21 protein-coding genes are annotated in these 20,583 nt (G+C 64.3%); 11 read left to right on the forward strand and 10 right to left on the reverse strand.

What is annotated here, in order from left to right; all coding sequences use genetic code 11:
- The first annotated feature begins 4 nt into the window (after positions 1-4).
- Both ACVRRC_RS03685 and ACVRRC_RS03690 read left to right on the forward strand, forming a co-directional pair.
- Positions 5-202 carry a DUF2934 domain-containing protein gene (locus tag ACVRRC_RS03685; protein ID WP_011915152.1) on the forward strand — a complete coding sequence of 66 codons (198 nt, stop codon included), beginning with the start codon at positions 5-7 and terminating at the stop codon, positions 200-202.
- A gap of 184 nt (positions 203-386) precedes the next feature.
- Positions 387-1,868 (forward strand): YdgA family protein, encoded by a 1,482-nt coding sequence (locus ACVRRC_RS03690; RefSeq protein ID WP_472996637.1) that lies wholly within the window; start codon positions 387-389, stop codon positions 1,866-1,868.
- A gap of 121 nt (positions 1,869-1,989) precedes the next feature.
- Here ACVRRC_RS03690 and ACVRRC_RS03695 read toward each other — a convergent pair whose 3' ends face one another.
- The gene (locus tag ACVRRC_RS03695) at positions 1,990-2,892 is read right to left on the reverse strand and encodes a LysR substrate-binding domain-containing protein (protein ID WP_020308379.1); all 903 of its coding nucleotides are present in this window, start codon (positions 2,890-2,892) and stop codon (positions 1,990-1,992) included.
- Between the two features lie 127 nt (positions 2,893-3,019).
- Complete coding sequence (locus ACVRRC_RS03700) at positions 3,020-3,559, reverse strand: DUF421 domain-containing protein (protein ID WP_045159530.1); 540 nt, start codon at positions 3,557-3,559, stop codon at positions 3,020-3,022.
- A gap of 235 nt (positions 3,560-3,794) precedes the next feature.
- Between ACVRRC_RS03700 and ACVRRC_RS03705 the strand changes: the two genes are divergently transcribed.
- The 3 genes from ACVRRC_RS03705 to ACVRRC_RS03715 all read left to right on the forward strand — a co-directional run bounded on the left by ACVRRC_RS03705 (position 3,795) and on the right by ACVRRC_RS03715 (position 6,400).
- Entirely contained in the window at positions 3,795-4,076 is a 282-nt protein-coding gene (locus tag ACVRRC_RS03705) for a hypothetical protein (protein WP_472996638.1), read from the forward strand.
- A gap of 161 nt (positions 4,077-4,237) precedes the next feature.
- On the forward strand, positions 4,238-5,722 hold the full coding sequence (locus tag ACVRRC_RS03710) for a P-loop ATPase, Sll1717 family (protein WP_472996639.1): 1,485 nt from the start codon (positions 4,238-4,240) through the stop codon (positions 5,720-5,722).
- Positions 5,723-5,833: 111 nt separating this feature from the next.
- On the forward strand, positions 5,834-6,400 hold the full coding sequence (locus tag ACVRRC_RS03715) for a DUF1993 domain-containing protein (protein WP_472996640.1): 567 nt from the start codon (positions 5,834-5,836) through the stop codon (positions 6,398-6,400).
- Positions 6,401-6,551: 151 nt separating this feature from the next.
- On the opposite strand, the gene ACVRRC_RS03720 is transcribed toward ACVRRC_RS03715, so the two are convergent.
- The gene (locus ACVRRC_RS03720; RefSeq protein ID WP_014598111.1) at positions 6,552-7,787 is read right to left on the reverse strand and encodes a patatin-like phospholipase family protein; all 1,236 of its coding nucleotides are present in this window, start codon (positions 7,785-7,787) and stop codon (positions 6,552-6,554) included.
- Between the two features lie 475 nt (positions 7,788-8,262).
- Here ACVRRC_RS03720 and ACVRRC_RS03725 point away from each other — a divergent pair, with 475 nt between their 5' ends.
- The 4 genes from ACVRRC_RS03725 to ACVRRC_RS03740 all read left to right on the forward strand — a co-directional run bounded on the left by ACVRRC_RS03725 (position 8,263) and on the right by ACVRRC_RS03740 (position 11,806).
- On the forward strand, positions 8,263-10,098 hold the full coding sequence (locus tag ACVRRC_RS03725) for an ABC transporter ATP-binding protein (RefSeq protein ID WP_472996641.1): 1,836 nt from the start codon (positions 8,263-8,265) through the stop codon (positions 10,096-10,098).
- 150 nt (positions 10,099-10,248) lie between these two features.
- Positions 10,249-10,869, forward strand: a complete 621-nt coding sequence (locus ACVRRC_RS03730) for a Type 1 glutamine amidotransferase-like domain-containing protein (protein ID WP_122097658.1) — start codon at positions 10,249-10,251, stop codon at positions 10,867-10,869.
- A gap of 143 nt (positions 10,870-11,012) precedes the next feature.
- Positions 11,013-11,306, forward strand: a complete 294-nt coding sequence (locus ACVRRC_RS03735) for a GNAT family N-acetyltransferase (RefSeq protein WP_472996642.1) — start codon at positions 11,013-11,015, stop codon at positions 11,304-11,306.
- 95 nt (positions 11,307-11,401) lie between these two features.
- Positions 11,402-11,806 carry a hypothetical protein gene (locus tag ACVRRC_RS03740; protein ID WP_013984481.1) on the forward strand — a complete coding sequence of 135 codons (405 nt, stop codon included), beginning with the start codon at positions 11,402-11,404 and terminating at the stop codon, positions 11,804-11,806.
- Positions 11,807-11,929: 123 nt separating this feature from the next.
- Here ACVRRC_RS03740 and ACVRRC_RS03745 read toward each other — a convergent pair whose 3' ends face one another.
- Positions 11,930-13,747 (reverse strand): bifunctional metallophosphatase/5'-nucleotidase, encoded by a 1,818-nt coding sequence (locus ACVRRC_RS03745; protein WP_472996643.1) that lies wholly within the window; start codon positions 13,745-13,747, stop codon positions 11,930-11,932.
- A 226-nt stretch (positions 13,748-13,973) separates the two neighbouring features.
- Between ACVRRC_RS03745 and ACVRRC_RS03750 the strand changes: the two genes are divergently transcribed.
- The gene (locus ACVRRC_RS03750) at positions 13,974-14,477 is read left to right on the forward strand and encodes a DUF4126 family protein (RefSeq protein WP_061374429.1); all 504 of its coding nucleotides are present in this window, start codon (positions 13,974-13,976) and stop codon (positions 14,475-14,477) included.
- A gap of 55 nt (positions 14,478-14,532) precedes the next feature.
- Here the strand turns inward: ACVRRC_RS03750 and ACVRRC_RS03755 are convergent, their stop codons facing one another.
- The 3 genes from ACVRRC_RS03755 to yghU form a co-directional block, all read right to left on the reverse strand.
- Positions 14,533-14,925, reverse strand: a complete 393-nt coding sequence (locus tag ACVRRC_RS03755) for a hypothetical protein (protein ID WP_053527417.1) — start codon at positions 14,923-14,925, stop codon at positions 14,533-14,535.
- Between the two features lie 178 nt (positions 14,926-15,103).
- Positions 15,104-15,943 (reverse strand): hypothetical protein, encoded by an 840-nt coding sequence (locus tag ACVRRC_RS03760; RefSeq protein ID WP_472996644.1) that lies wholly within the window; start codon positions 15,941-15,943, stop codon positions 15,104-15,106.
- 234 nt (positions 15,944-16,177) lie between these two features.
- Positions 16,178-17,020, reverse strand: coding sequence for a glutathione-dependent disulfide-bond oxidoreductase (gene yghU / locus ACVRRC_RS03765; RefSeq protein WP_472996645.1), 843 nt, complete (start codon positions 17,018-17,020; stop codon positions 16,178-16,180).
- Between the two features lie 254 nt (positions 17,021-17,274).
- Here yghU and ACVRRC_RS03770 point away from each other — a divergent pair, with 254 nt between their 5' ends.
- Complete coding sequence (locus ACVRRC_RS03770) at positions 17,275-17,490, forward strand: dodecin (RefSeq protein WP_011915136.1); 216 nt, start codon at positions 17,275-17,277, stop codon at positions 17,488-17,490.
- A gap of 51 nt (positions 17,491-17,541) precedes the next feature.
- Here ACVRRC_RS03770 and ACVRRC_RS03775 read toward each other — a convergent pair whose 3' ends face one another.
- From ACVRRC_RS03775 to ACVRRC_RS03785, 3 genes are all read right to left on the reverse strand, one after another.
- Positions 17,542-18,906, reverse strand: coding sequence for a cation:proton antiporter (locus tag ACVRRC_RS03775; RefSeq protein WP_017244211.1), 1,365 nt, complete (start codon positions 18,904-18,906; stop codon positions 17,542-17,544).
- 121 nt (positions 18,907-19,027) lie between these two features.
- Complete coding sequence (locus tag ACVRRC_RS03780; protein ID WP_017244210.1) at positions 19,028-20,026, reverse strand: LLM class flavin-dependent oxidoreductase; 999 nt, start codon at positions 20,024-20,026, stop codon at positions 19,028-19,030.
- A 73-nt stretch (positions 20,027-20,099) separates the two neighbouring features.
- On the reverse strand, positions 20,100-20,513 hold the full coding sequence (locus ACVRRC_RS03785) for a PA0061/PA0062 family lipoprotein (protein ID WP_045159487.1): 414 nt from the start codon (positions 20,511-20,513) through the stop codon (positions 20,100-20,102).
- Positions 20,514-20,583 lie beyond the last annotated feature (70 nt).

Here is a 20,583-nt window from a genome sequence, read left to right on the forward strand (position 1 = left end):
AGCCATGAACGTCGACGAACGCATCCGCCAGCGCGCCTATGAAATATGGGAAGCCGAGGGCCGCCCCGAAGGCCAGGAAGCCGACCACTGGCAGCGCGCCCGGGACGAGATCGAGCCCTTCTACAAGGAAGGCAACGCCGAAGCCGGCGGCATCGAAAGCAGCGTGGCCATTCCGATGCCGAAATCGGGTGGCGATCGATAGCGGCGCCGGCAGGGCGGCGAGGACGCGGCACGCGTCGTCCCGCCCGAATCTGCTGCGACGTTCTCAGCCTTTTCATCCGGATGCCTGGTGCGCTGGAGCCTGTCGAGGCGCGCTGCTAGAGTGCCGCCGCTTGCCAACCACCGGCTGACAGGACGTCTGCCCAGCCGCCGCACAGGATGCTTCCATGAAAAAGCTCGCGCTCGCCGTAGCCGTACCCCTGGCCCTTTTCGGGGCCGCCACTTTCTACACCAGCACTCAGGTCGAATCGACCGCCCGCGATGCCGTCGACCAGGCCAACCTCAAGCTGCGCGAGATGGGCGTCGGCGCCGGTGCCGATGTCAGCCTCACCCTGCTCAGCTTCGAACGCGGCCTGCTGTCCAGCACCGCGCGCTACCAGATCGACATCGACGTAGCGGATGACGAAGGCAACACCGAGCACTACGCCCTGCTGCTGAACGATCGCCTCGAACATGGCCCCTTTCCCGTCTCGCGCCTGAGCCGCGGCCAGCTGATGCCGGTCGCCGCGCAGAGCCACTTCGAACTCGAACGCACACCGCTGACGCAGAAGCTGTTCGACGCCGCCTCCGGCGAAGTGCCGCTGGTGGGCGAGGTGACCATCGGCTACGACGGCGGCCAGGCCGGCGATCTGCGCACGGCCGCGCTGAATATCGAAGACGAGGACGGCAGCGTGCGCATCGCCCCCGCCAACCTCAACTTCGAGGCGAACAGGGACGGCAGCGACGTACGCATGGACGGCGAGCTGGCGGAAATCGATATCGACCTGCAGCGCAGCGACAGTGGCCAGCCGGTGCAGGTGAGCCTGCGCGGCATCGGCCTGAGCGCCGACAAGCAGGATTACGACGCCGGTTTCGGCTTCGGACCGTCCGCCATCACCCTGCAGCGCATGGAAATCAAGGCCGGCGACGAGCCCGCCGTGGTCATCCAACAGGCCTCCGTCGAGGAGGCACTGAGCCGCGGCAGCCGTGGCCTCGACCAGACCATCGGCTACCGCATCGGCGAGGTCAGCGCCAAAGGCCAGACCTTCCGCAACCTCGCCCTCGTCTTCAGCCTGCGCAACCTCGAGGAAAGCAGCCTCAAGGCCCTGGTGGCGAGCTACAAGGACATCCTCGAGCAGAGCGCCACCCCGCAGGAATCCTTCGCCGGCATGACCAGCGCCCAGCAGCAGGCACTGCAGGCCCACGGCCTGCGGCTGCTCGAACACAAGCCCACCCTGGCCCTCGACGAGTTCGGCTTCGAAACCGCCCACGGCGCGGCCCGCCTGTCGGTCGTGCTCGACCTGCAATCGCCGAGCGCAGAAGCCTTCACCCCGGACGCGATGATCACCAGCATGCTCGCCTCGCTCAAGGCCGACGCCGGCGTCGACAGGAACCTGGTGCGCGACATCGCCGGGCTGGTCGTGCAGAACAACGCGCGTGACGGCCAGCTCGACCAGGCGGCACTGCAGCAGGAAACCGAGGCCGCCACCGAGCTGTTCAGCGGCATGGCGCTGAACACCGGCTGGTCGCGTCTGGAGGGCGAGCGGCTGGTCAGTTCGCTGCACTACGCCAATGACAAGGTGACCTTCAACGGCCGCGAAATGAGCGTGCCGGAGTTCCTCGGCTTTGCCTTCGGCTCCGTACAGAACGCCGGCCTGCTGGGGCAATAGTCGGCGCTACTGACGCACCTGGGAAACGGCCCTGCCATCGGTGACCGATGGACAGGGCCGTTTCACTTCCTGGCGTTCGACCGGCGCCACCGCCGTGGATACCCGGACGCGCGACCCATGCTCAGTCGTGCGGGGCGCCGGCTCCCAGGCGCTCACTCAGATAATCCAGAAAACAGGTGATGCGCGAGGCCAGCGCGGTGTTGCGGTAGTACACCGCGTTGATCGGCTGGCGCACGTCGACGCGCTGCGCCGCCAGCACCTCCACCAGCTCGCCGCGCTGGCGGTCCCGGCCAGTCATGAAGTCCGACAGGCTGGCGATCCCTTCGCCGGCCAGCGCGAGCTCGCGCACCGTGTCGCCGCTGGAGGCGCGTAGCGCCGGGTTGATCCGCCAGCTCTCGCCCAGCGCGTGGCGCAGCGGCCAGTCGTTGAGGCGATCCGGCTCGGTAAAGCCAATCAGGCTGTGCTCCGCCAGGTCCTCGACCTGTTGCGGTGTGCCATGCCGCGCCAGATAGGCCGGGCTCGCCAGCACCCGGCGCGTGGTATGGCACAGCGGCCGTGCATGCAGGCTGGAATCGGGCAGCGGACCGATGCGGATGGCCAGATCGATGCGCCGCTCCAGCAAATCGACGATGCGGTCGTCGCTGTGCAGCTCCAGCTCGATCAGCGGATAGCGCGCGCGGAAATCGCCGATCAGCGGGACGATCACATGCAGCATGAACGGCGACGCGGTATTGACCCGCAAGCGCCCGGCCGGCGCCTGACGCCGCAGCGCCATCTGCTCCTCGGCTTCCTCGACGCTGGCCAGAATCCGCCGCGCCTGCGCCAGGAACGCCTCGCCTTCCTCGGTCAGCTCCAGGCGCCGCGTGGTGCGGCGCAACAGCGTCACCGCCAGCTTGTCCTCCAGCCGACTCAACGCCCGGCTAACGCCCGAGGCGGTCTGTTCCAGCTGCTCGGCCGCAGCGCTGATCGAGCCACTGTCGACCACGCTGACAAAGGCGAGCATTTCGTCGAGGTTGGTTTTCATGGGTGGGAATCGCATCGAAGGGCGGGAACAACGAGTCTGGCGGCAGCGCCGTGTGGCGGCAACCGGGCCGGCGCGGGCCCCCGGCGGCGGGCCCGTCGATCAGCCGCTGGCGAAAGGGGCCACGGCCTCAAACGCCCTTTTCATTCGGCCCCGGCACATTCACCCCGTCCAGTGTGGAACGGCTGTCGCCGGCGCCATCGGTGATCACGCTGAAACTGCCATCGGTCTCCAGCACCACCGCCTCGATGCCATCCAGCGCGGCCAGCCCCTGACTGCGCGCGGCAGCCCGCACCTCGTCCTCGGTCACCCGCGCCACGCGCATGGCATCGCCGAGAAAACGCCCGCGAAAGAACAGCAGCGCCGGCTCGCCCGTCACCGTCCGCCGCACCCATGCCACCCGCACGCTGGACCAGGTGACCACGTACTGCAGCCCGATCAACAGCGCCAATGCCAGCACCCCCTCGGCCAGCGACACATCGCGATTGAGCAGAATCGTCGCGAAGGTCGAGCCCAGCGCCACCGTTACCACCAGATCGAACGCATTCATCTTCGACAACGTCCGCCGCCCGGACAGACGCAACAACAGCACCAGGCTGATATAGGCCAGCACACCCACCACCAGCGTGCGTATCAACGTCGTTCCACTACTGAAAAACATGCCTTCCACGATCACCTCCGCACCTGAGCCATGCAGGGGTGGACAGGGTAGGTGGGCGGAAAGTGCATACGGCGCAAGTGATCGCGCGTAGGTGACGGCATGAAAACCGAGGATTAATTCATCGCCTGCTTTACCCATACGGAAGCAGTGGCTAATGTGCCATCACGCGCAGCAACTGCGCACTCGATCACGGTTCCGCTGCGACGCTACGGTCTGCACCGGTCCGCTACCAAGGAAGGTACAGATGGCGCGCTTTTCCCCAGTCCGCTCGCAATGTCAGTTCGGCACACCCGGCGAGCGGCGCTTCGCCAAGCGGCTGGAAAAGCTGCTCGAGACGATTACCTCTGCTGGAGCAACGCTCCAGTCGGGCCCATGGCGCGATATCCCGACTTCGTCGTCCTGCACTCGCGCCGCGACATCCTCGTGTTCGAGGTCAAGGACTGGAAGCTCGCTGATGTACCACCACGGCAAGGTCACCCTGCACACCGGCAGCGGCCCGAAGACCGTTGCGATCCTATTTCGTTGAAGTCGGCATGCATAAGAAAGCCCCCCGTTGCTGCGGCATAGCATGAAACTAAAGATGTCGCCTCTTTTACGCAATAGGCGTTTGCGCGCGAAGGGCGTGTTGAACGAATGTTCTAATTAAATTGGTGGCGCTGCTGATAATAAGTTTAAGGAGAAAAGGCGTTGGAGTTCGAAGAGTATTATAAGTCGCTAGGGTTGGTAAGCTATCCATTCTCGCTCTATACCGCAGAAGCCGAAAGGGATAAGGCTGAGAGTATTTATAAGAAGCCTTCAAACTACTCAGTCATAGATGAGGCAATAAGGAGTAGCTCAGTAATCATAACCGGAGAGCGCGGAAGTGGTAAAACGGCGTTGAATTTGGATGTGGTGAGGCGCAAAAATTCTGAGCATATTTTATTGGTGCGGTTAGAAGAGTTTTCAGGTCTAGAGGAGGGATATGGTCCTGAGCAGCTATACGATTTCATCGTCCAACATATAGCAAGCGAGTTTTTCAAGAAAATAAGTTCTCATCCAGGGAGTCTTTGGAAATACAACAAAGATGACCGTCTTCATTTGTCGATGTATCTTCATCAGTATGTTCCCGCCTCAACAAAGCATCAGCTTAGAGAACAGATCAGGAAAATACAGCAGGGTTTCGTTAAGCGGTCAGCGGTAGGGCTATATAATTCAACGAGATTAGTTTTAAATTATGGGTTGAAAGCGATAACTAAAACAGTCAGCGATGCGTTAACCAAACATTTTTCGGCGCTCCCCGAATTTGATTCAGGCGACATTGAGTACTTTAGAAAGCTAGAAATGGAGGTGGATGAGGGGTTTACGCCAGCTGATCGAAGTTTTTATTTGTTGGAAAAGCTATGCTCGTTGGTTTTGAACTCAAAGATTAAAGAAATCATTCTTGTTATAGACAAGATAGACGAGGACCCCAGGTTGCAGAACGATGCGGAGCGAATAGCTAGTTTTATAGAGGGTTTCGCCTCAAATCATAAAGTTTTGATAAATAATGATTTCAAGGTGCTGCTTTTTGTTTGGTCGACGCCATTTAATTCCGTGAGATCAAATATCCGGACACAAAAAATAGTTCTGCAACCACTTTCATGGACTCGCGATGGGCTAAGAGAGGCTGCTGGGAAAAGGCTATCTGCGTTTTCTAATCAGCAGCTGGTTAGTTTAGATCAGATTTTTGATGAGGATGGTTTTGATTCTTTTGAGCGTCTTATAGAAATGTCGAATGAAAACCCAAGGGATCTATGGCACCTTTTGGATAAAGCGCTTGTGGCTCAATTTGAAATAGATAGCTCAAAAAAAATTACTAAAGAAGCGATAGATATTGGAATTGAAAGGTTTGTCAGACAGTTCAATTACTATGAGTATTATCCTAGGAAGTCTAATGCGCGAGCTGATTCTATGGATGTTTATTCTTTTATTAAGCACCTTATGAAGCTAGACTCTAATGACTTTACCAAGAACAAATTGAGTGAAATGGCTAAAACTGGCGGATCCACAAATAACTATGTTATTTCCATGGAAAATATGGGGCTCATTAGAAAGACTGGAAATAAAACAACACAAGGCGGTGTAATTTACGAGATAAAGGATCCAAAGGTTCGCTACGCTAGAGAGTATGGGGTCGATATTTCGGCTGCATAGAGAAAGGGGCAGCAAACAGGGCAGCATAAAAGGGGACAGATATTGTCAGGTGGCTAGCTTCGTAGCACCCTGACATGTTCTCCGGCGTAGCTCTCCACAAGGTAAGAACCCATGCAACTAACAACCCTCCTCATCCCAACCTATACGCAAATGCTCAAAACCCTCTCAGGCTGGCTGAAGAAAGCGCAGGTCCAGCTGCCGGAAGGGGAGGCGCAGGCGTTGTTATCCGCGCGGCTGGCGCCGGATATGTTTCCGCTGTCGACTCAGGTGCGCTTTGCCTGTGTGCAGGCGAGGGAGGCCGTTTGCCGGCTGAGAGGCGAGGCCTTTCCGGCTGTGATCAACGAACTGCTGGACGAGGGGCGGCAGGCGGGGGAGCGGCCGGGCACGCTGGCTGATGCCTATGCCCGGATCGAAGAGACGGTGGCGTTGCTCGACGGTCTCGCCGCCGATGCGCTGGATATGGAGGCGGACAAGCCAATCGCCCACGAGCTGGCGAATGGGATGATCTTCGACCTGACTGCGCAGCAGTACACCCGTGACTGGACGCTGGCGCAGTTCTATTTTCACGTGATGACCGCGTATTCGATCCTGCGTAAGGAAGGGATCGAGCTGGGCAAGGCGGACTATGTGGCGCATATGCTGCCGTATCTGCGGCCGGAATCGGTTCCGAAGGGGTAATGGCTGCTCTGCCGTCCGAATGTCTCGGTGTAGCCGCGCAGGGCGCCGAAGCTCGTGTTATGGGTAATCCAGGCGATGGTGCATGCCCTTGAGCCGAGGTGGCCTGGAGGTGACGCGTGGAAAAGGCTTCGCCGTTTTCCACCCTACGCGCTCACCGCTCACCGCTCACCGCTGAAGCGCTGTGCGCGCTTGGCGAGAGCTGCTGGCTGCGCTGCTCTGGCTTTTCGAGCCTGAGAAAGGCCCTGAGCTCGGCTTGCTTGGCCATGGCGTCCTGGTAACCCAGTTCGATCAGGTCACTGCAGTAGCCGGGTTCGAACAACAGGTAGCTCAGCAGCCCGCCGCCGCCTTCGCGCGTGCCGCCAGGGCCGCGCAGGAACAGGCGCATGGCGGCGGGTAGCTCCTTTCGATGGCGGGCGGCGATCCTGTCCAGCGGCTGGCTGGGGGAAATCACCAGCACCTCGACGGGCGTCAGACCGTAGGCGCGCTTGCGTTTTTCGGCCGGCACCAGTTGCCCCAGCAGGTTGAGGCGCTCCAGCAGTTCGATATCACTCTCGACGTTGTCGATGAAGGTGCTGTTGAGCATGTGTCCGGAGATTTGCGCCAGGCTGGGGCTGGCGCCGGTCGGCCGCGGTGTTGGAGCGGTCTCGCTCTGATCATCCACCGGGTTGCCACTGACCCCGACCACCAGCACGCGCGTGGCGCCCAGGTGCAGGGCCGGGCTGATGGGTGCGGTCTGGCGTACCGCGCCATCGCCAAAGTACTCGCGGTTGATCTTTACCGGCTCGAAGACCAGCGGAATGGCAGTGCTGGCCAGCAAATGGGATATTCCCAGGCGGGTCGGCACACCTACCCGACGATGGCGCAGCCATGGATCGATGGCCGCATGCCCCTGATAGAACGTCACCGCCTCGGCCGACTCGTAGCCGAATGCCGTCACCGCTATCGCGCGCAGTTGCCGCTGGCGGAGGGCCGCGGCGATGCCGGAAAAATCCAGTTCACGCTCGAGCAGCCCGGCCAGTGGCGAACTGTCGAGCAGCGCAACAGGCACCTGCTTGCCGATACCGAGCACGCTGTGGCCGAGGAAGCGGCTGGCCTGGCGCAACACGCCGGGCCAGTCGCTGCGGTAAACCTGATCGGTATGAAAACTGCGCCACACGCTGCTCAACCGCCGCACCGCCTCGCGAAAATGCAGGGCGCCGCAGGCGAGGCTGACGGCATTGATCGCGCCCGCCGAGGTGCCGACGATCACCGGAAACGGATTGCCCGACGAGTCGGGCAGCAGATCGGCGATGGCCGACAGCACACCAACCTGATAGGCCCCTCGCGCGCCGCCGCCGGAGAGGATCAGCCCTGTGGTATCTGGGTTTTTTACTGCGTCCTCGGTCATCGTCGATTCCAGTTCGAGGTTTTCGGTAGTGCCTGGGCTTGCCGCAGGAACAATGAACGGCAGGTCATCGAAAGGGGTCGGTCGCCTCGCTGGCGACGGCGGCAGAGATTATCAACAGGGCAATACGCTACCAATCAAAACACGCCGGTGTGTCGCGCCGCTGGGTTTTATTGGGGTGCTGTGTTTCGAGCTTTTACCTCTTAAAGGCGGCAGCTCTTGCGGTTAGCGAGGTAGCCTGGACGTAACGCGTGGAAAAGGCTTCGCCGTTTTCCACCCTACGCATGCACGGTGTCGGCAGAGGAGGCCGAGTGGCGTAGGGTGGACAACGCTGCGCTTGTCCACCGATGCGAATCGACGGGCAGGGCAGGTGGTTGGCGAAACGCTCGCGGGTTCGGGGCGTCCAACCGGATGCCGCGCCCGAGCGGTCGAATTCGGGAAAGACGCCCGCCCGCCCCGCCACAAAGCAGACCTCCTCATGTTGTTCCGCCGTTTCGAAAACCTGATCGACGTCTTCAAGCCCAGCCCGGACGTTGCGCCGCCGGCCGGGATGCTGCGCTTCTATGCCCATTACCTGAAGCAGGTCTGGCCGTTGATGACGGCCGTGCTGGTGGTGGGCTTTTTCGCGGCGCTGATCGAGGTGGCGCTGTTCAGCTTTCTCGGCCAGTTGATCGATATGGCTCAGGCGACCGATGACGCGCGGACCTTCTTTGCCGAGCACCGCAACGCGTTGCTGTGGATGGCAGCGGTGGCGCTGGTCATCCGGCCCCTGGTATTCGGCCTGCACAACCTGCTGACGCATCAGGCGATCAACCCCGGGCTGACCAATCTGATCCGCTGGCAGAACCATCGCTACGTGCTCAAGCAGAGCCTGAACTTCTTCCAGAACGACTTCGCCGGACGCATCGCCCAGCGCGTGATGCAGACCGGGCCGTCGCTGCGCGATTCGGCCATGCAGGTGATCGATGCACTGTGGCATGTGGTGGTCTATGCCGGCAGCGCGCTGTATCTGTTCGCCGCCGCCGACCTGCGCCTGATCGTGCCCTTGCTGCTGTGGATCGTCGGCTACAGCGCCGCGCTCTGGTACTTCGTGCCGCGTATCCGTGCGCGTTCGGCGGCGGCGTCCGCGGCGCGTTCGAAGGTGATGGGGCGGGTGGTGGACGGCTACAGCAACGTCGCCACGCTCAAGTTGTTCGCCCATTCGCGGGAGGAGGAGAGCTACGCCCGCGAGGCGATGCAGGAGCTGCTCGGCAAGTTCCGCCTGCAGTCGCGGGTGATCACCAGCCTGGATTTCCTCATCACCTGCATGAACGGCCTGTTGATCGTCGGCACCGGCGCGCTGGCGCTGTGGCTGTGGAGCGAGGCGCTGATCACCACAGGCGCCATCGCCCTGGCGCTGGGCCTGGTGATCCGCATCAACAACATGGCCGAGTGGATCATGTGGGTGGTCAACGGCATCTTCGAGAATGTCGGCACCGTGCAGGACGGCATGAAGAGCATCGTCCGGCCGCGCGATGTGCTCGACCCCGAGGACGCCAGGCCGCTGCAGGTGGAGCAAGGCGGCGTGCGCTTCGAGGATGTGCATTTCCACTACGGCAAGCAGGGCGGGGTGATCAGCGGGCTGACCATCGATATTCGCCCGGGCGAGAAGATCGGCCTGGTCGGGCCGTCGGGTGCGGGCAAGTCGACGCTGGTCAACCTGCTGCTGCGTCTCTATGACCTGGAGAGCGGGCGCATCCTGATCGACGGGCAGAACGTCGCCGAGGTCAGCCAGGAAAGTTTGCGCGCCAATATCGGCGTGGTCACCCAGGACACCGCGCTGCTGCACCGTTCCATCCGCGACAACCTGCGCTACGGCAAGCCCGACGCCAGCGAGGAAGAACTCTGGGCCGCGGCGCGCAAGGCCCGCGCGGATGCGTTCATCAAGACGCTGGACGACAGCCAGGGCGGCAAGGGCTTCGAGGCGATGGTGGGCGAGCGCGGCGTGAAGCTCTCCGGCGGGCAACGGCAGCGCATCGCCATCGCCCGGGTGCTGCTCAAGGACGCGCCGATCCTGGTGCTCGACGAAGCCACCTCGGCGCTGGATTCGGAGGTCGAGGCGGCGATTCAGGAGAGCCTGGATAGCCTGATGGAAGGCAAGACGGTGATCGCCATCGCCCACCGGCTGTCGACCATCGCGCGCATGGATCGGCTGGTGGTGATCGACAAGGGGCAGGTGATCGAGACCGGCACCCACGCCGAGCTGATCGCCCGCGGTGGCCTCTATGCGCGGCTGTGGCAACACCAGACCGGTGGCTTTGTCGGGGTGGATTGATAGGAAACGGGCAAGCCAGGGGTTTTTCGTCCACTCTGCTTGTCGGCCTGTTGGAAGGCGCGGCGCGGCAGCGCTGAGCTGTCCCGCCGTGTTCTCAATAACCAGGGGCGGGTTGGGCGAGCCTGAATCCAGTCGAGCGCAGAGGTGCATATGAACATTTTCCTGACATCCTCCTTTGCTGAAGTCGTGGACTTGTTTGTCAGGTTCACCAAGGGCGAGTGCAGCGGTAAGACGGTTACGTTGATTCCTACGGCGAGTCTTGTTGAGGAGGTCAATTCCTACCTTGTTGCGGCCAGGGAGGCGCTCGTCGAAGCCGGTCTGGTGATCGATGAACTCGAGGTTTCAACCGCAACTCAGGACGAAATCGTCAGCAAGCTCGAACGCGGCGATTACATCTATGTGTCCGGCGGCAACACCTTCTTTCTGCTGCAGGAGCTCAAGCGCACAGGCGCGGACCTGCTGATCGCCGAACACGTCAAAGCCGGGAAGTGCTACATCGGCGAATCCGCCGGCTCCGCGATACTCGCCCCCAGCATCGAATACATAACGGCGCTGGACGATGTTTCTGCCGCGCCTGATCTCGAGTCCTTTGCGGCCTTGGGGTTGGTCGATTTCTACCCGCTGCCGCATTACCGAAACGAGCCGTTTGCCGAGGCTGTCGAGCAGGTGCTGAAAGAGTATGGGGATGCGCTGGATCTCCGACCATTCAGCAATAACCAGGCGATCGCCTTGTCGGGCGGCCAAGCCGAGCTTCAAACCAGCGGTGATTGAGTTTCATACCCGGCCCGAGCCTACTTGCGGCCCACCTTGGGCGAGTCGGCGCAGGGCGTTTCATCGTCGATCCATCTGAACCCTCCCACACCGCGTCCACTCGTACTTCTAGCCACAGCCAAAGAACCGAGAGGGAATCTGCCATGACCGATAAACAAGCCAGCGTCCGCCACGATGCTGCGCAGCAGCGCTATGAACTGCTGGTGGAGGGCCAGCCACTCGGCTTCGCTGCGTACAGCGAGCAGGGCGAGCGGATGGTCTTCACCCATACCGAGGTCGACCCCAGCCTGTCCGGGCAGGGGCTGGGTAGCGTGCTGGCCAAGGGCGCGCTGGACGATGCACGGCGGCGCGGCAAGCGCGTGGTGCCGCAGTGCGAGTTCATCGCCAGGTACATTGAGCGCCACGAGGAATGGCAGGACCTGGACGATCCGCTCTGAGGTCGATATGCAGCGGCGGGCTTCAGCCCGCCAACGGTCGCGACCGGGGTGATGGTCGTGGTGTGCCGCCGCCTGGCTTAGCAGAGGGCAATCGCGTGGATGGTCGAGAGTTTGTCTGGGCGCATTTCAAGCTCAATGCCGAGCAGCGCCTGCGGGGCTTCAACTTCTTCGTGGTGCTGGCGATCTTTGCCGATGGCGGTGTACTGGCGGCCCTGCAGCAGGGCTTCTCGCCGGGGCTGCTGATTCTGCTGGGCGCCTTCACCGTCTTGCTGGCGCAGGTGTTCTGGCTGGTGGACGCGCGCAGCCGGCAACTGCTGGAGCTGACCATCGTCGCCCTCAAGGAGATGGAGGCCGACTATCCCGAGAGTTACCGGCTGTTCGCCGCCGATGCGCTGGGGCAGAGCCGGGTGATCAGCTACACCTTCGCCATCCGCGCACTGCTGCTGGCGCAGATGGGCTTTGGCCTGGGTGTGGTCGGCTACGGACTCTGGCAATGGTGATGGCGCCGCGCGACCTGTGGCGGGTCACGCGGCGATGGCGCTGTAGCTCGTTGCAGCTACGCGGGGGATGGCGGGTGGGCTGACGCCCGGCCCTACGGGGTGTCGGCCTCGTTTGTTCTGGCTTCAATCCACCCGCTGGATACGCCCTTCGACGCTGGCGCTGAACGGTTGCGGCAGGGCTTCGATGTAGCCCACCAGCGCATCCAGATCCACCGGGCCGACGACGCGGTTCTGGCCTTCGTTGAGGACCGTGAAGTTGTCGCCGCCGCCTGCGAGGAAGGAGTTCACCGTGACGCGATAGGTTGCCGCCGGGTTGATGGGGGCGCCGCTGGCGTCGCGCATTTCGATCACGCGGTTGCCCTCGGGGCGGTTCGCGGCCCAGCTGTACAGGATGCCGGAAGGCTTGAGCAGACGCGGGTAGCTCTGGCCGATCCACTGCTGTTCGAGCAGGGTCTTGATCTGCGCGCCGGTGAGGTCCATCGAGACCAGGTCGTTGGCGAACGGCTGGATGGCGAACAGTTCGCCCCAGGTTACTTCGCCGCCGTCGAGGTCCGCGCGGATGCCGCCCGGGTTCATGAAGCTGATCTGCGCACCGGTGGCCACGCGCTGGGCGTCGGCAATCAGGTTGCCCAGTGCGGACTCACCGGCGGGCGCCTCGGTGCGGGTGATGGTCCCTTGCGCCAGGCCGACCACCCGCGCCACCAGCGGCTCGACGCGGGCATCGGCCTGGGCCACCAGCGCGGCGACTTGCGGGTCCGGCGTGAGGCCTGCGCCCTGGTCGGCCCAGGTGGTGAGGATCGCAGCGGATTTTTCGACGACGTCGCGGCTGCGGCGGCTGACCAGCAGCTCGATGTCGGCATAGGCGGTGCCCGCCGAGAAGGCCTGGGTCACCAGGATCGGCTTGCCGTTGGCGTTGGGTAGCAGCGCGTTGGTGAAGCCGTGGGCATGGCCGGAGATGACCACGTCCACCTCGTCATCCAGGCGCTTGACGATATCGACCACCGGGCCGACCACGGTGTCCGCCTCGGCGTTGGTCGGGCCGTTGTAGCTGGTCTGCTGGCCGCCCTGGTGCAGCGCGACGATGATGGCGCGCACGCCCTGGCGGCGCAGTTGTGCCACCGAACGGTTGATGGCGGCCGCTTCGTCGATGAAGCGCAGGCCGGCCACGCCGCTGGGCGAGACGATGGAGGGGGTTTCCTTCAGCGCGGCGCCGATCACGCCGATGCGTACGCCGCCGGCGTTGTAGATGGTGTGCGGCGGCAACAGCGATCGGCCGCTCGACTGATTGATGACGTTGCTCGACACCGTGGGGTAGCGCGCGCCCTGCCAGTTCTCTTCGAGGTAGGGACCATTGGCATGGTTGCCACCGGTGAGCTGGCGCAGCAGCTCATTCTTGCCATAGTCGAACTCGTGGTTGCCAAGGGTGCCGACCACGTTGCAGCGCTGCTGGGCGAGGGGCTGGGCGCTGCGGGGCAGCTTCATCTGCCAGCTGAACGGACGGCAGAACGGATTGGCCAGCAGATTGAGCAGGCTGATCGCAGGTTCGTCGCGTAGCAGGGCGGAGTTGGGTGGCGAGGCGCCGACCTGGTCGCCGTCGTGAACGATGAGGGTGTACTCGCGGCTGGCCGATCTGAGGTAGGACGCCAGCACTGCCGCGCCGCCTGCCGGCCGTCCGGCAACGGTGCGCGGCGACAGCTGACCGTGGAAGTCGTTGATGCCGAGGATGTTCACCGACACCACCGGCTCGGGGCGCCAGTCCGGTGCGCGCCAGCGGCGTCGCTCGCTGGCCTGCTGCCGGGCCTGCAGTCCTTCCTGGCGCTCCTCGCGGTAGTCCTGCTCGGTGGAACCGTGCTCGGGCTGATTCTGGGTCTGGGCCAGCGTTGGGGCGGCAAGGCCGATCAGGCCTGCGGCGAACAACCAATCCAATACGCGCATACGCATTGTTGTTTTCCTCGGGTGCGGTGGGATGGGCAGGGACCGAAACTAGGAAGCTCAGGTGGCAGGTTGATGACGGCCGGTTTGCGTTATGACGAGCGCCGACGTGCGGCTTCGTAGCGAAGTGCCATGTCTGTCGCGCCCTGGTGTCGCCCGTCGATGCCCGGCAGATGGCGCCGAACGCCTGCTGCCAAAGGCCGGTCGGTATTAACAACCACCGGGAGATCTGATGATGTCGACTTCGAGCAATCTGATATGGGCCGCGCTGGCGATCGGGGCGGTGACGGGCATGCGCAGCATGCTGGCGCCGACGCTGGTCAGCCGGGCGTTGAGCGAGCGCGATGATCTTGCCGGGGCGGGGGAGGCCGCGCAGTTGCTCACATCGGATACGGCGCAGACCTTCCTGCCAGTGCTCGCGGCCAGCGAGATGATCGGCGACAAGATGCCCTTCGCGCCGGACCGCACCATCGTGCCGTCGATGATGTTCCGCGCGCTTTCCGGCGGTGCGAGTGCGGCGGCGCTGGCGGGTGTGCGCCGCGAGCCCGTGCTGCTGCCCGCGCTGCTCGGTGCGACGGCGGCGCTGGTCGCCGCCAGGGTCGGGCTGGGTCTGCGCAAGCCGTATCAGCCCAGACCGCTGGTCAATGCCGTGCTGGGTGCAGTCGAGGAGTGCCTGGCGTTGACGGTTGCTCGAGCCGGGCTGCGGCGCGCGTTGGGAGACGGCCGGGGCGAACGCTGAGGCGGGCGAAAGGTGGAAACGGCGCTGCCGTTCCTCCCTGGGCGTTTGCCGGGCCTCAGTCGGCGCGGCGGCCGGGCTTGTGCGGGTTGCTGCCCAGCAGACGCGTGTTCGCATCCGGGTAGCGATAGGCAAAGAGGGCGTGCTGCTTGGCCAGTTCGGCCTGCATGGCTTGCTGCTCGTGGGCGGGCAGCTTGGCCAGGTATTTGCGGATGATGGCGTACTTGGCGAACATCAGTTCGTCGAAGGCTTCCTGCTGTTCGATCTCGTACGCTCTGGCGCGGCGCTCGCGCAGTGCGGCCTGGTCGGTGTGCATGTTGCCGCCCTCGTGCAACACGAACGCACGCTGCGAATCGCCTTCGGTCTGCTCCATGGCAAGCCGGGCGGCCCAGGCAGTCGGAACGAAGGACAGACAGAGCAGCAGGCAGACGGTGGTTCTCGGCGCAGGCATGGCGCGGCCCTCGGCAAACACGCGGCCGACGGGCCGCTCGAGGTGCAGATTACGCCAGCCCCGAGCTGCGCTTCACTCACGCTGGCTGATGCCAATCGCCGCAGGGTGGCAGCGGCGACGACAGGGTGGGCTGCAGCCCACCCACGCCGTTCCTCGCTCACGCCTGGCGACGACCGCTTCAGCTCGGTCGCTGGATCACGCAGATCCGGTCACGGCACAGCCCGGCTTCGCGCGTGCCGACGCCGGGCGCGATCTCCGGCGCATCGCTGTTGCTGCCGTGGCCGGTGATGCCGGCACCGGTCGGGTGGCTGGTGGCGGTGGTTTCCGGGTAGTCGGTGCCGGCGCGCTTGGCCGCGCTGCCGATGTCGTAGCGCCCGGCGTCGGCGGTGTCGGCGGTGTTGCTGTCGTGGTAGGCGCTGGGGGTGGAGGCGTGGGCACCGACTTCAGCCGCGGCGCCGGTGCCGGCGTTGTCACCGAAGCGTTCGCTGGCCGAGTGCAGGCCGGCGCCGGTGGTGGCACCCGTCGTTCCGCTTGTGGGTCGGGTGAAGTGCTTGTCCAGGTGGCTGTCGCCGCCGGTGGCGCCGGCGTAGGGGCTGCTGGGGCCGGGATAGCCGTCTGCCGTGCCGCTGCCGCCGTGCTCGTCGATATCGATGGCGCCGTTGTACTCCAGCGCATCCCGCGCCCTGGCCAGCTGATCCTCGTCGACCACGTCCACCGCGATCACCAGGGCGCCGCGGCGCACCGCGTCGGGATAGGCGGTCGCGTAATGACGGTGCTGTTCATGGGGCTCGTGGCCGAACAGCGATTTGAAGAAGTGCGCGACCTTCGATTCGTGCTCGTGGCGGTCCACCGGGACGTCCGGGCTGGTGCTGTAGGGTGCGTCGTAGGCATGGATATCGGCGCTTTCGGCGCCCACCGCATGGATCTGCTCGCGGGGAATGCCCCGCGCCATCAGGTCGCCGCGGGTGCGATTGGCATCGGTCAGCGTGGCGAACGCTGCTACCAGTGTGTGTTTCATGGTTCACCTCACGTTGTGTCGAACAACCGGGTTTGCGAGCACGGCGGGGCATCGGCCAACGCGGCGCTCATAGAGGTTGGGTCGAGGCGTACCGGTAGAGTTCAGCGGCGGGGATCAGCGGTCGGCGCTGAGGGAGAGGGCGTGCGCGCGTCCGGCGCATGTGGAACAGGCAGGCCGTTGCTGACCTGCACACCGATGCGGGTGGGCGACGCCGCGCCACCCGCAGGGAAGTGATCAGTCGAGGTCGGCGGCGCTGTGACGCTCGGGCGCCTGTTCGGATTCATCGCCCCAGGTGCGGTTGACCTTGCGTCCGCGGATGACCGCCGGGCGCTCGGCAATCTCGCGAGCCCAGCGCTGCACATGCTGGTACTCGTGCACCGAGAGGAACTCGCCGGCGCCGTACAGCTCGCCCAGCACCAGCCCGCCGTACCAGGGCCAGATGGCCATGTCGGCGATGCTGTAGTCGTTACCGGCCACGTAGCGATGCTCCGCCAGCTGATGATCGAGCACGTCGAGCTGACGCTTGACCTCCATGGCGTAGCGATTGATCGGGTATTCGTATTTTTCCGGTGCGTAGGCGTAGAAGTGGCCGAAGCCGCCGCCGAGGAAGGGCGCCGAACCCATCTGCCAGAACAGCCAGTTCAGCGTCTCGGTGCGTGACCGGACCTCGGTCGGCAGAAAGGCGCCGAACTTCTCGGCGAGGTAGACCAGGATCGAGCCGGATTCGAACACCCGCAACGGCTCGCCGTCGATGCTGCGATCCACCAGCGCGGGGATCTTCGAGTTCGGGTTGATCTCGACGAAGCCGCTGCCGAACTGGTCGCCTTCGCCGATATTGATCAGCCAGGCGTCGTATTCGGCACCGTGGTGACCGAGGGCGAGCAGCTCCTCGAGCATGATGTTCACCTTCACCCCGTTGGGCGTGGCCAGCGAATAGAGCTGCAGCGGGTGCTGGCCCACCGGCAGCGCCTTCTCCTCGCGCGCACCGGCGGTCGGTGCGTTGATGCTGGCGAACTTGCCGCCCGACGGGGCGTCGTGGGTCCAGACCTTCGGCGGTACGTAGGGGGTATCAGGCATGGCGATCTCCTCGAACGGGAAACGGGGGATGTGCCGGGCATGCTACGCGCTCTGCCGGCATGGTCGAAATCGAGCCGGTCGATATTGGTCATCGACGGCGGATGATTCGTTCGTCGTGAAGGCGCGGGCGAGCCCTCGGTTTACCGGTCCGATCTGGCCGTTTCGCTGAACTTCCGCGCTGCTTCGCGGGCCTCAGTCAGACAGGAAGCGTCATCAATCGAGCCGGAGGCTCCTCAGACCAGAAGGGGACATTCATGTCGGATCATCACACCTACAAGAAGGTTGAAATCGTCGGTTCCTCGCGTAACAGCGTCGACGAGGCGATTCAGAACGGTATCGCCGAGGCGTCCAAGTCGCTGCAGAACGTCGAGTGGTTCGAGGTCGGCGAAATCCGCGGCCATGTCGAGAACGGCAAGGTCGGGCATTTCCAGGTCACCATGAAGGTCGGCTTCCGCCTCGCCAACAGCTGACCTGCCTGCAGGCGACCCGCGGCTGGCCAGTCGGCCTCGCGGGATGCCGTCTCAACCGTGGCGGGTAGGCGCCTGGCCACGGCTGCGTTCGTAGCGCCGCAGCAGCGGCTGGGTGCTGAGGCCGTGGATCAGGATGCTCAGCGCCACCACCGAGATCACCAGGGAAATGATCACTTCCGTCTCGTCCGGCAGCAGCCCGTGGGTGACCGCGTAGCTCAGGTAGTAGAGGCTGCCGATGCCGCGGATGCCGAACCAGCCGACCGTCAGGCACTGGCCACGATCCAGGTAGCGCCGTGGCATCAGCAGCCAGACGGCGAGCGGGCGGATCAGCAGGAACAGCGCCAGCGCCAGGGGTATCGCCCGCCAGTCCCAGTGCACCGAGACCAGCACGCCGAGCATGGTCACCAGCAGCACTTCCAGGCTGCGTTCCATCTGCCCGCCGAAGGTCAGGATGTCGCCCATCATCACCCCGGCGGCGACCTTGGGCTCGGCGATCTTCTGACCCTCCAGCGGCAGTTCCCGTGGCGACAGTCCGCCTTCGACCAGGTGCGGCACGGCGTGGGCGATCAGCTCTTCGGAGGGCGTGTCCGATTCGTGGGCAGCGTCCTTTTCCGCATGGCGCAGGCCGAGGCCGGCGGCGAACACCGCGAGAAAGCCCCAGGCACCGATCAGCTCGGCGCCGACGTAGGCCAGCGCGATCAGCGCCAAGGCCAGGGAGTCGTTGGGTGACATGGAGGTGTCGGCGTGCCGCGCGCGCAGGTAGATCGCCAGCTTGCCGATCAGCCGCCCGAGCAGGTAACCGAAGCCCAGGCCCGCCGGCACCGCCCACAGCAACCGGTGCAAGGCCCAGTCGCCGACCCAGCCGGACGACAGGCTGCCCTGTTCGATCAGCAGCAGGCCGAAGACGACGAAGGGAAAGGCGGTGCCGTCGTTGAAGCCGGCCTCGCCGGACAGCCCGTAGCGCACGTGGTCGCTGTCACGCGAGTTGTTGACCTGCACCAGGCTGGCGAGCACCGGGTCGGTGGGCGCGAGGATGGCGCCGATCAGCACGGCGATGCCCCAGGGCAGCCCGAAGAGGTAATGACAGAACGCGGCGACCCCGGCGATGCAGGCCAGCATCACCGGCCCGGCCAGCACGTAGGCGCTCTTCCAGGCCGGGTGGCGCAGCGGCATGCGCAGCTTCAGACCGCTGACGAACAGCGACACCAGCACGGCGATTTCGGTGAGGTGCTCCATCCAGCTGGCGATGTGCAGGAATTCCATTTCCCAAAGGCCGACGCCGAGCTGGCCGATCAGCAGGCCGAAGCCCAGGTAGATCAGCGAGGTGGTGACCGGCAGCCAGCGCAGATAGGCCGATGCCAGCGCGAGGATCAGCAACAGGATGCCGAGAACGGCCATCCATTCGAGAAAGCTCATGGGGTATTCCGATGGCGGGGCGTGCAGTGCCCGGAGGCTGTGTAGCCATTGGAACGGAGGCCGGCGGCAGGGTTCGCCGCCGGCATCGAGGCAGGCCGCCGCCGGTCAGGTCGCGGGGCGGTTACGCGCGCAGGCCGGCGACGATCTCGAAGGCGCGGTGGCGGTCGGCGGTCTCGTAGAGGTCGCAGGTGAAGATCAGCTCGTCGGCCTGGGTCTGCTCCAGCAACACGTCGAGGCGCGCGCGCACCTTTTCCGGGCCGCCGATCAGCGCGAGGCCGAGAAAATCGCCCACGGCCTGCTGCTCGTGGGGCAGCCATAGGCCATGCATGCTCTCCACCGGCGGGCGCAGCACCAGGGACTGACCGCGGATCAGCGAGAGGATGCGCTGGTAGACGCTGGTGGCCAGGTGTTCGGCCTGCTCGTCACTGTCGGCGGCGATCAGCGGCACGCCGAGCATCACGTAGGGTTTGTCGAGCACGGCCGAAGGCTGGAAGTTGTCGCGGTAGAGCCTGATCGCCTGATGCATGTAGCGCGGCGCGAAGTGCGAGGCGAAGGCATAGGGCAGACCCTTGGCGGCGGCCAGCTGGGCGCTGAACAGGCTCGAACCGAGCAGCCAGATCGGCACGTTGCTGTCCACCCCGGGCATGGCGATCACGCGCTGATTGGGCTGCCGCGGGCCGAGCAGCAGCTCCAGCTCCTCGACATCCTGCGGAAAGTCGTCGGCACTGCCCATGCGGTCGCGGCGCAGGGCGTGGGCGGTGAACTGGTCGGCGCCCGGTGCACGGCCAAGGCCCAGGTCGATGCGGCCGGGATACAGCGCCTCCAGCGTGCCGAACTGTTCGGCGATCACCAGCGGCGCATGGTTGGGCAGCATCACCCCGCCGGCACCGAGGCGGATGCGCGTGGTGTTGGCCGCCAGATAACCGATCAGCACGGCGGTGGCGGCGCTGGCGATGCCGTCCATGTTGTGGTGTTCGGCGACCCAGAAACGCTGGAAGCCGAGCCCTTCCACGTGCCGCGCCAGCGCCAGGGCGTTGTGCAGCGCCTGGGCCGGCGTGCCGTCGTCACGGATCGGTGCCAGGTCGAGGGCGGAAAAGCGGGTCTGGGCAATGCGGGACATCGGTAACCTCATGCGGATGGCGGACTTGGACGCGCGCGTTCAGGTTCGGTCGGTTGGCGCTGGCGTGCCGGCTCTAGCGGCAGTGCTCGGCCTTGGCTTCGACCAGCACGTTGCGCTCCTCGTCGAGCAGCCAGCCCTGCGGCGTGAAGCCCAGCGAGCGGGCCTGGAACAGGTAGCGCTTGCCCGCTTCGAACTGGTCGTAGCGCACCACCATGGTGCAGCGCATGGTCTGGGTTTCGGCGAACAGGTTTGGCCCGCCGCCACTGACTTCGAATTCATAGTTGGCTTCGAGTTCATGGCTGCCCGGCGGAACCTGGAAGTAGCGGCCGTCGTGGGTGCGCTTGCCATCCAGTCGATCGGACATGAATACATCGATGGTCTGCGCGCGCAGGTCGACCCAGGCCATGTTCGGGTCGTGTTGCGGCAGGGGCCCGGCACAGCCCGCCAGAAGCAGGCTGAACAGAGCGAGGGAAAGTGGCTGGCGCATGGCTGGATTTCCTCGGCGACTGGGCGAGGGGCTCACGGCGCCTCACCTCTACTGCCGAGCGTGCGCCAGA

Source organism: Stutzerimonas sp. LR2 (genome assembly GCF_055755175.1).